The sequence below is a fragment of the Pseudomonas sp. PICF6 genome (assembly GCF_009831705.1).
GTDB lineage: Bacteria > Pseudomonadota > Gammaproteobacteria > Pseudomonadales > Pseudomonadaceae > Aquipseudomonas > Aquipseudomonas rhizophila.
On record NZ_WUUD01000027.1, the window covers coordinates 16,120 to 25,656 of the forward strand.

At 61.2% G+C, this 9,537-nt stretch carries 9 protein-coding genes, 2 pseudogenes and 1 riboswitch; of the genes and pseudogenes, 7 read left to right on the top strand and 4 right to left on the bottom strand.

From position 1 onward, the window contains the following. A partial coding sequence (locus GSM73_RS27565) for an AMP-binding protein (protein ID WP_256676974.1) occupies positions 1–414 on the bottom strand: 414 nt, incomplete at its 3' end. Between the two features lie 269 nt (positions 415–683). On the opposite strand from GSM73_RS27565, the gene GSM73_RS18885 reads away from it, so the two are divergent. Together GSM73_RS18885 and GSM73_RS18890 are read left to right on the top strand one after the other, a co-directional pair. Further along, positions 684–1,598, top strand: a complete 915-nt coding sequence (locus GSM73_RS18885) for a glycosyltransferase (RefSeq protein WP_076386275.1) — start codon at positions 684–686, stop codon at positions 1,596–1,598. Next, complete coding sequence (locus tag GSM73_RS18890) at positions 1,595–2,212, top strand: CatB-related O-acetyltransferase (protein ID WP_160893510.1); 618 nt, start codon at positions 1,595–1,597, stop codon at positions 2,210–2,212. The genes GSM73_RS18885 and GSM73_RS18890 overlap by 4 nt, the downstream gene beginning before the upstream one ends. A 46-nt stretch (positions 2,213–2,258) precedes the next feature. Here GSM73_RS18890 and GSM73_RS18895 read toward each other — a convergent pair whose 3' ends face one another. Beyond that, on the bottom strand, positions 2,259–2,888 hold the full coding sequence (locus GSM73_RS18895) for a LysE family translocator (RefSeq protein ID WP_076386279.1): 630 nt from the start codon (positions 2,886–2,888) through the stop codon (positions 2,259–2,261). A 140-nt stretch (positions 2,889–3,028) separates the two neighbouring features. On the opposite strand from GSM73_RS18895, the gene GSM73_RS18900 reads away from it, so the two are divergent. The 3 genes from GSM73_RS18900 to GSM73_RS18910 all read left to right on the top strand — a co-directional run bounded on the left by GSM73_RS18900 (position 3,029) and on the right by GSM73_RS18910 (position 5,873). Beyond that, positions 3,029–3,994, top strand: a complete 966-nt coding sequence (locus tag GSM73_RS18900; protein WP_047229429.1) for a 2-hydroxyacid dehydrogenase — start codon at positions 3,029–3,031, stop codon at positions 3,992–3,994. Between the two features lie 33 nt (positions 3,995–4,027). Next, on the top strand, positions 4,028–5,026 hold the full coding sequence (locus GSM73_RS18905) for a class I SAM-dependent methyltransferase (RefSeq protein ID WP_160893512.1): 999 nt from the start codon (positions 4,028–4,030) through the stop codon (positions 5,024–5,026). A 51-nt stretch (positions 5,027–5,077) separates the two neighbouring features. Further along, a riboswitch (yybP-ykoY riboswitch) is annotated at positions 5,078–5,198 on the top strand. Positions 5,199–5,288: 90 nt separating this feature from the next. Next, positions 5,289–5,873, top strand: a complete 585-nt coding sequence (locus GSM73_RS18910) for a TMEM165/GDT1 family protein (protein ID WP_047229427.1) — start codon at positions 5,289–5,291, stop codon at positions 5,871–5,873. A 195-nt stretch (positions 5,874–6,068) separates the two neighbouring features. Here GSM73_RS18910 and GSM73_RS18915 read toward each other — a convergent pair whose 3' ends face one another. Then, a complete protein-coding gene (locus GSM73_RS18915) occupies positions 6,069–6,884 on the bottom strand; it encodes a M48 family metallopeptidase (protein ID WP_047229426.1) in 816 nt (271 codons plus the stop codon). A gap of 1,303 nt (positions 6,885–8,187) precedes the next feature. Between GSM73_RS18915 and GSM73_RS28270 the strand changes: the two are divergent. Next, a pseudogene (locus GSM73_RS28270) lies at positions 8,188–8,382 on the top strand (HAMP domain-containing protein); the annotation flags it as partial. Positions 8,383–8,496: 114 nt separating this feature from the next. After that, positions 8,497–9,240, top strand: coding sequence for a methyl-accepting chemotaxis protein (locus GSM73_RS28275; protein ID WP_372241397.1), 744 nt, complete (start codon positions 8,497–8,499; stop codon positions 9,238–9,240). 113 nt (positions 9,241–9,353) lie between these two features. Here GSM73_RS28275 and GSM73_RS27570 read toward each other — a convergent pair. Beyond that, positions 9,354–9,537, bottom strand: a pseudogene (locus tag GSM73_RS27570) (SOS response-associated peptidase); the annotation flags it as partial.

Sequence of the window (9,537 nt, forward strand, 5' to 3'; positions counted from 1 at the left end):
GGTCGTCAGGTGTCCGGCAATCGCCTGGTACAAACCGACGAACTCGCTGTTGACCAGCACGAAGCGGTCTTCAGCGTGATTCATGGTGTAGAGGATCTGTTCCGGTGACAGGCGCACGTTGATGGTGTGGATCACCGCGCCGATCATCGGGATCGCAAACATGCATTCCAGGTAGCGATGGCTGTCCCAGTCCATCACCGCCACGGTATCACCGGCCTTGACCCCGGCCTCGGTCAGCACATTGGCCAGCCGCGCGACGCGTTCGATCAGGGTCGGATAGCTGTAGCGCAACTGGTCGCGGTAAATGATCTCGCGGGTTTTCTCGTAACGCGCACCGGACATCAGCAGCCGCTTGATCAGCAGCGGGTATTGATAAGCGCCTTCGGCTGGAGGAATAACGCGAGTCTGCAACATAAGAGTCCCTTTTCTGACTGCACGGTCTTGGCTGGAAGTGAGCACTGTAGAGCGCCGGTACGCGGATCAAATCAGCCAAAGGAATGATTTGATCCGCCCGCAAATACTGGCCTTGAGCCACTTAAACGCACGTTTTGCACGCATTATGTTGGTTAAACCTTGTCAGAGCTGGATCCAGCAGCGAGCATAGGTGTCAACGTTGTTACAAAAGCCTGTAGGGAAGTACTCTCGCAGGCTCACCCGATACCACCCGCCTTTTGCAGAGAACAATGAGCACCGACCTGACTTCTTCCCCGGCCATCGCGCCACAGAGTGAGCCGCTCGTGTCGATCGTGGCCCCTTGCTACAACGCCGAGAAATACCTGGAAGAAGCGATCCACAGCATCTTTGCCCAGGATTATCCGAACGTTGAGGTCATCGTGGTCGATGACGGCTCCACCGACAATAGCCTCGCCATGCTCCGGCAGTTGCAACAGACCTACAACTTCCAGCTGTACTCCCAGGAAAATCAGGGTGTCAGCGCGGCGCTCAATCACGGGCTGAAATACGCCAAGGGCGTTTACATCTCGACCCCGGACCTTGACGACATCATGTTGCCCCACTCGGTCGGGCTCCGTGCCCGATACCTGGACGAGCACCCGCAGGTCGGTTGTGTCGGCGCGCTGATCATCTACATGGACAGCGAAGGCCACACCATCAAGGCGCAACAACGCGACCACATCCAGGTGCATACCTTCGACGATCTTCTACGCAGCGCTGCGGTCATCGGCGCGCCAACGGCGCTGTATCGCATGAGCGCACTTCGCGACGCCGGCTTTTATGATCCGCTGCTGCGGGTCCAGGATTTCCAGATCACTTTGCGGATCGCCCACAAGGGTTATGAAATTCATGAATTGCCGGTTTGTGTGACGCGCTATCGACGCCACCCCAATAACCTGTCGAGAAAGTACCGGTTGATGCTCAAGGCCGACCTGCAGGCTATCGAGCCCTATCGGGCCCACCCCGCCTACGGTGCGGCTCGTACGGTGCTGGTCCACAAAGCGCTGAAGTACGCGGTGGTCGAAGACCGCAAAGAAGCCTGGCGGCTGCTGCGCAGCATCCCGTGGCGCCACCTGAACGCAACCAGCCTGAAACGCTTCAAGCGACTGGTCTTGCGACGCCCGACAGCGAGGGCGCGACCTTGAATTTTTTGAAAAAGCTCAAAGAGCGCAAAGTACGCAAGCATCTCAAGCGCCTGGAGAAACTCGAGAGAGCGCCGGAAAAAATCCGTTTGCGCTATCCGAAATACCAGATTGGGGTGGGCACGTATGGCATTCCCGAAGTCATGGAGTTCGGCGACGACACGATCCTCAAAGTCGGGTCTTATACGTCGATCGCTCAAGGCGTGAAAATCCTGCTGGGTGGCGGGCATCGCACCGACTGGGTCAGCACCTTTCCGTTCCCGCTGATGATCGAACAGGCCCAGGGTATCGCCGGCTGCAACCCGACCAAGGGCGATGTGGTGATTGGCAGCGACTGCTGGATCTGCGCCGAAGCGATGATTCTGTCCGGTGTGACCATTGGTCATGGCGCCGTGGTCGCAGCCGGCGCCGTGGTGACGCGCGATGTCGAGCCATACGCCATCGTCGGCGGCAACCCATGCCGGTTCATTCGCTGGCGCTTTGAGGAACCGGTGCGTCAAGCCTTGCTTGAGTCAGCCTGGTGGGACTGGCCGATGGAAGAGGTCAAAGCGGTGTCGCCACTGCTGTGCAGTGACAACATCGACGCCTTTCTGGAGTACGTTCGTCAACGCCACTGACCGTCCCCTCCCTGGTGTGGGGACGATCAGAAGTAGGATCAAACGATCAACGCATCTCGGTAAACGCCAATTTGACGCCAATGGCAACGAGTACCGCGCCCATGGTCCGGTCGAACCAGTGGCCCATGCGGGCAAACCCGGCGCGCACTCGCTGCTGGCTGAACAGCATGGCCACCAGACAGAACCACACTGCCGTCGCCGCCGCCAGGTACACGCCGTAACCGGCCTGGATTGCCAGGGGGGTATGAGGGTTGATGACCACGGTGAACAGCGACAGGAAAAACAGCGTCGCCTTGGGGTTCAGGCCGTTGGTGACGAAGCCCGAGGTGAACGCGCCACGGGCGGTACGTTGGCCGGCCTCTTTGTGCAGGTTGTCCGCCGTCGGCTTGACCGGTTGCGCCCGCAGTGCCTTGAAGCCGATGTACAGCAGGTAGGCGGCGGCGGCCCATTTCAGCGCGTTGAACAGCACGATCGATTGCGACACGATCAGGCCAATGCCCAGCAGCGAATACCCCACATGCAGGAAAATCGCCGTGCCCACGCCCAGCGCAGTCCAGGTTCCGGCGCGGCGACCATGGGTCACGCTCTCGCGCACCACCACGGCAAAATCCGGCCCGGGGCTGGCCACGGCCAACAGGTGGATCAGGGCGACGGTGAGGAATTCGGTGAGGTACATGGGGACTCCTTGGCTAGCTCAATCTCAAGACAAACATCAACTCTGAGTGAGGGGCTGTGTGGGAGCAAAGCTTGCTCCCACACACATCTGATAGGCTCGCCACATTACGCCTTCGATTCCTGCGATAAAAGGTACAGCTGATGACGAACAACGGCCGCGCAGTTTTCCTCGATCACCCGTCCCTGGACCTGGGCGATCTGGATTTGGGACCACTGCGCAACTGCTTCAGTGAACTGCAACTGTTCGCCCGCACGAGCCGGGATGAAGTGAGCGAGCGGCTCAAGGGCGCCACGGTGGCGATCACCAACAAGGTCGTGATCGATGCGACCGCCATGGCCGCCAACCCCGAGCTGAAGCTGATCCTGATCAGCGCCACCGGCACCAATAACGTCGACCTGGACGCCGCGCGCCAACACGGCATAACAGTGTGCAACTGTCAGGGCTACGGCACGCCGTCGGTGGCCCAGCACACGATCATGCTGCTCTTGAATCTGGCGACGCGCCTGGGTGATTACCAAAAAGCAGTCGGCGCAGGTCGGTGGCAGCAGGCTTCGCAGTTTTGCCTGCTGGACTATCCCATTGTCGAACTGGAAGGCAAAACCCTCGGGCTGTTGGGTCATGGTGAACTGGGCAGCGCCGTCGGACGACTGGCCGAGGCCTTTGGCATGCGCGTGCTGTTGGGGCAGATCCCCGGACGCCCTGCTCGTCCCGACCGCTTGCCTCTGGATCAACTGTTGCCGCAGATCGATGCCCTGACCTTGCACTGTCCTCTCAACGAACACACGCGCAACTTCATCGGCGCCCGGCAACTGGCGCAGCTCAAACCCGGCGCCTTTGTGCTCAACACCGCCCGCGGCGGCCTGATCGACGAACAGGCCCTGGCCGATGCCTTGCGCAGCGGCCATTTGGGCGGCGCGGCCACCGATGTACTGAGCGTGGAGCCACCGACCCAGGGCAATCCGCTGCTGGCCGCCGACATTCCGCGGTTGATCGTCACGCCCCACAACGCCTGGGGCAGCCGCGAGGCGCGGCAACGGATTGTTGGCCAACTGACGGAAAACGCCCAAGGTTTTTTCAGCGGTACAGCGCTACGAGTCGTCAGTTGATAAACTGCCGCACTTTTTTTCAAGGAGCAGACCATGGATCCGCGCAGTGAAGTACTGCTTCGTCAGGCCGAGTTGTTTCAGGGTTCGGTCCTGCTGGCCGGCCTGCCCGCCGACGATCTGCTCGGCCGCTTGCCCCAAGCCCATGGCTGGTGCTGGCACGCCGGTGATCAGGCCGCGCTGGATGCCCGTTTCCCCGAGCGCAGCCACTTTGGCGTGAACGTGCCGACCCGTGAGTTCGAGACCGCCGTGGTGTTCCTGCCCAAGGCCAAGGACCTGACCGACTACATCCTCAACGCCGTGGCCTCGCGCCTGGCCGGTCGCGAGGTGTATCTGGTGGGGGAAAAGCGCAGCGGCATCGAAGGCGCGTCCAAGCAGCTCAATGCCTTCGGCAAGCCGCGCAAGCTCGACAGCGCGCGCCATTGTCAGCTATGGCAGGTCACCGTGGCCGACGTCCCCGAGGCCAAGCCTTTGGAAAGCCTCGCCCAGACCTACGAGCTGCCCCTGGCCGAAGGCGCACTGAAGGTCATCAGCCTGCCGGGGGTGTTCAGCCACGGTCGCCTGGATCGCGGCAGTGCGCTGTTGCTGGAACACCTGGATAAACTGCCCAGCGGCCACCTGCTGGACTTCGGTTGTGGCGCCGGGGTGCTGGGGGCAGTGGTCAAGCGTCGCTATCCGCACAACACCGTCACGCTGCTGGACGTGGATGCGTTCGCCGCCGCCAGCAGCCGCCTGACCCTGGCAGCCAATGGTCTGGAGGCCGAGGTGCTGACCGGCGACGGTATCGACGCCGCGCCCATGGGATTAAGTGCGATTCTGAGCAACCCGCCGTTCCATGTCGGCGTGCACACCGACTACCACGCCACGGAAAATCTGCTGCGAAAAGCAGCGAAACATCTGAAAAACGGCGGCGAACTGCGCTTGGTGGCGAACAGTTTCCTCAAGTATCAGCCGCTGATCGAAGAGCATCTGGGCGTGTGCGCGATCAAGGCCGAAGGCCAGGGTTTTCGCATCTACCGGGCCAAGCGCGGCTGAAGCAAATTTAAGAAACAGCACTTGCCCAATCGGATTTGCCTAGGCAGAATCCGCTCCGTCCTAGGGGAGTAGTCTCCCGCGAGCACCATGCTCGCCCGGCATACGTCAACATACTTGGTCAGCAGACCATGGCGTATGCGGCCCAAGCGTCCACGCAGATGGTCGCTGGGTTTGACAAGACCTATGACACGCACACCTTACCCGGGGCGGGAAGGCTGTACGTGTCATAGCCGTGTCGACCCGCCCCTCTAGGAATCACCTGATGCTGGACTCTTTCCTCGTACCTACCGCTATCGTTGCGCTGGCCGAAATCGGCGACAAGACGCAACTGCTCGCGCTTATTCTCGCGGCTCGCTTTCGCAAACCCTGGCCCATCATTGCCGGCATCGTTGCCGCGACCTTGGCCAACCATGCGGCAGCCGGCGCGGTGGGAGCCTGGGTCGGTAGTATTTTCTCGGACGCGGTCCTGCACTGGATCCTGGCGGTGAGCTTTGCCGCCACGGCGCTGTGGACGTTGGTGCCGGACAAACTGGACGATGACGAAGCCAGTACGGCCCGCAAGTTCGGGCCTTTCCTGACCACGCTGATCGCGTTCTTCCTGGCGGAAATCGGCGACAAGACCCAGATCGCCACAGTGATGCTCGCCGCGCAGTACCCGGAATTGTGGCTGGTGATCATCGGCACCACCGTGGGCATGCTGATTGCCAACGTGCCGGTGGTCCTGGCCGGTAACTTCGCCGCTGAAAAGCTCCCCCTGACGCTGATCCGCCGCCTGGCCGCCTCGGCGTTCTTGGTCCTGGCGATCGTGGCGGTGTACAAGGCGATGCAGAGCAGTGGGTGGGTTTGATCGGGTAGGTGAGTAATACCGCGTTATCGTTCATCGCGAGCAGGCTCGCTCCCACACTGGCTGCGGGTGTTCACAAGAATATCGAACACGGCAAATCCCTTGTGGGAGCGAGCCCGCTCGCGATAAACGATGACGCGGCCTGATTGAAGTCTGCGTCGCCTCTGTCGCGAGCAAGCTTTGCTCCCACAACGATGGTTACTTTCTGGCCTGCTGATACAGCGGCATCACCTTCGGAATCGCCGCCTGCAGCGACGCGATCCGGCTGCTGGAGGACGGGTGGGTGCTCATGAACTCCGGCGGCGCACCTTCCGAAGCCTTGGCCATCTTGTTCCACAACGTGATCGCGGCATTCGGGTCGTAGCCGGCGCGAGCGGCCAGTTCCAGGCCGATCAGGTCGGCTTCGTTCTCATTGCCGCGACTGTTGGGCAGGGTCATGCCGTAGTTGGCCACGGTATCGGCCAGTGCCAGGCTGTCCTGGCCCAGACCGAACAATGCACCGGCGCCCTGCTTGGCCATTTCGATGCCGTAGGCCTTGGACATCGCTTCGCGGCCGTGCTCGCGCAAGGCGTGAGCGATTTCGTGGCCGATGATCGCGGCGATTTCATCGTCAGTGAGCTTGAGCTTGTTGATCAAGCCGGTATAGAAAATGATTTTGCCGCCGGGGCCGCAACTGGCGTTGAGCTCATCGCTCTTGATCAGGTTCACTTCCCAGTTCCATTGCGCCGAATCCGGGCGGAACACAGGTGCCTGAGCGATCAGCCGACTGGAGATGGCCTGGACGCGCTTGGCATCGCTACTCGTCTTGTCCAATACACCCTTGGCGCTCGCTTCGCCCATGGTCTTTTGGTAGGACTGGGCATACATCTGATTGACCTGGTCGGTGGACAGCATGCTGAACATGTATTGCTTGCGCTCCACGCCCACGGCTCCGCCGCTGGTAGTGTTGACCGACTGGCAACCGGCAAGCAGCAAGCCCACACTCAGTGCACTCACCATCAATATCTTGTTCATGTAAGAAGCTCCCTGGAAACGTGGGCGTATCCTAGGCGCTGATTTGTATCGGCGCCAGATACATAGCGTGGGATTACAGTTTTTTCAGACAGACCCTACTCCAGTCCATTTACGACACCCACAAAGCCAAAACAGTCATCCGACGAACAGCGCCTCATGCTGGGCCAAAGAATCGCCGATACAGGCTTCAGACGTCATTCCCGCGTCCGGAGCCTTTATGAAATTCAAATCGATCCAGTTTTCCGTGGCCGCTCTGGCCGGCGCCATCATCCTCAGTGTGGTCGGTGCCCTGGTGCTGTACGCGCTGTTTGCCGGCGCCCGCACCCAGGACATGGTGCAACAGCGGACCAAGGCGCAGTTCGAGCATCTGATCGAACAACGCCTCGACGCGCTCGCCCGCACCCAGGCCAGCCTGATCCAGCGAGAACTGGAGGCACCGCTGTTGCTTGCCCGGGGCCTGGCGACCACCAATGCCTTGATGGGCATGAACGGCCCGGACGGCAACGCACAACTGAAGGTGCCCCGCGAGCAGATGATCAGCCTGCTGCGCGAAACCGTGGTGCGCAACCCGAAGATTCTCGGCGCCTACATCGCCTGGGAACCGAACGCTATTGACCACGACGACGCCAATTACGTGAACAGCCCGGTGCTGGGCATGGAAACCGACGGGCGCTTCCTGCCATGGTGGTTTCGCAACCAGGACGGCACCCTGGGCCTGGAAAAGCTCGCCGATGTGACGGACCAGAAACTGCTGTCCACCGGTATTCGCGCCAGTGAGTACTACCTGTGCTCCCGGGACAGCAAGAAAGCCTGCGTGATCGACCCGGCGCCTTATCGCGTTGGCAACACCATGACCATGCTCGCCTCGTTCATCGAGCCGATCATGGTCGATGGCAAGTTCCAGGGCATCGTCGGCGCCGACCTGTCGGTGAACTTCATCCAGGACATGCTTGTCGCTGCCGACCGCGAGCTGTATGAGGGCGCCGGGGAAATGGCGTTGCTCTCCAGCAACAACCGCTTGGTGGCCTTCACGAAGGACCCGTCCAAACTGGGAGAAAAGGCCAGCGACCTGCTGGACGCCAATGAACTGGACAACCTGTCCAAGCTCAGCGTCGGCCAGGTACGTTACGACGTCGATGAAGCCCATGGGCATATCGAGGTGTACATGCCGTTCGGCATCGGTGAAACCCAAGCCCGTTGGACGCTGATGCTGCAACTGCCACTGGATGCGGTGATGGCCGAACTGCAAGCGTTGCAAAAAGACCTGGATGCGCAACGCCAGACCGACATCTTCGGCATGGCCATGGTGGGCCTGGTGATTGCCGGCATCGGCCTGCTGGTGATCTGGCTGGTGGCCCACGGCATCGCCCGTCCCCTCAAGCAAATGGTGGCGATGCTCGATGACATCGCCCAGGGCGAAGGCGACCTGACCCGTCGGCTGGTGAGCGACCGCGCGGATGAACTGGGTGCGATCGCCAAGGGCTTCAATACCTTCCTGAGCAAGTTGCAAGGGATGATCACCCAGGTCGTCACCTCGGTGCAGAGCGTCAGCGATTCCTCGGAGCACACTGCCGACATCGCCATCCGCACCAACCAGGGCGTGCACAAGCAAATGGTGGAGATCGATCAGGTCGCCACCGCCGTGCACGAGATGACCGCCACCGCCCAGGACGTGGCCCGCAACGCGACCCAGGCCGCCCAAGCCGCTGGTCACGCAGACCAGGCTGCCAGCCAGGGCATGCAGATCGTGCGGGACACTTCCACCTCCATCGGCGCCCTGGCCGTGGAAATCGGCAAGGCCGTGGGCGTGGTGCAGGCTCTGGCCAAGGACAGCGAGAACATCAACGCGATTCTCACCGCCATCCGCGGGATCGCCGAACAGACCAACCTGCTGGCCCTCAACGCGGCCATCGAAGCAGCTCGCGCCGGTGAACAGGGACGTGGATTTGCGGTGGTGGCCGATGAGGTGCGCAATCTGGCGCAGAAAACGCAGCAGGCCACTGAAGAAATCCAGACGATGATCCAACAGTTGCAACAAGGCACCCGGGATGTGGTGCGGGTGATGGAAGACAGCCAGCACCGCACCGATGAAAGCGTGCAACACGCAGCGAAAGCGGCCCAGGCCCTGGAGACCATCACCCAGGCGGTATCGGTGATCAACGACATGAACACCCAGATCGCCAGCGCCGCCGAGGAACAAAGCGCGGTGGCCGATGACATCAACCGTAACGTGATCAACATCGGGCAAGTGGCAAATGAAGTGGCGGGCGGCGCGGACGAATCCAGCGCGGCCAGTGCGGATCTGACCAAACTGGCGGAGCAGCAGCGGCGGTTGATCAATCAGTTCAAGGTTTGATCCTAGGGCCCCATCGCGAGCAGGCTCGCTCCCACAAAGGGTTGGTGGCGAACACGATATCTAATGTGGGAGCGAGCCTGCTCGCGATGGGGCCAGCACAGGCGCCTCAACACTCAAGCCGGAGTCAGGCACTCCGGCCCGTTGAGCTTCGGATCATTGACCATGTTGGCCAGTACCCGCTCGCGCAGTGCCGCCGGCTCACTGGCCAGCAAGCCTTGCAATACATGCAAGGGCGTCTCGGGATCGAGCCACAGGCGCTGGCCCTCTTCATCGAGGATCAACGGCCGACGCTGCCCT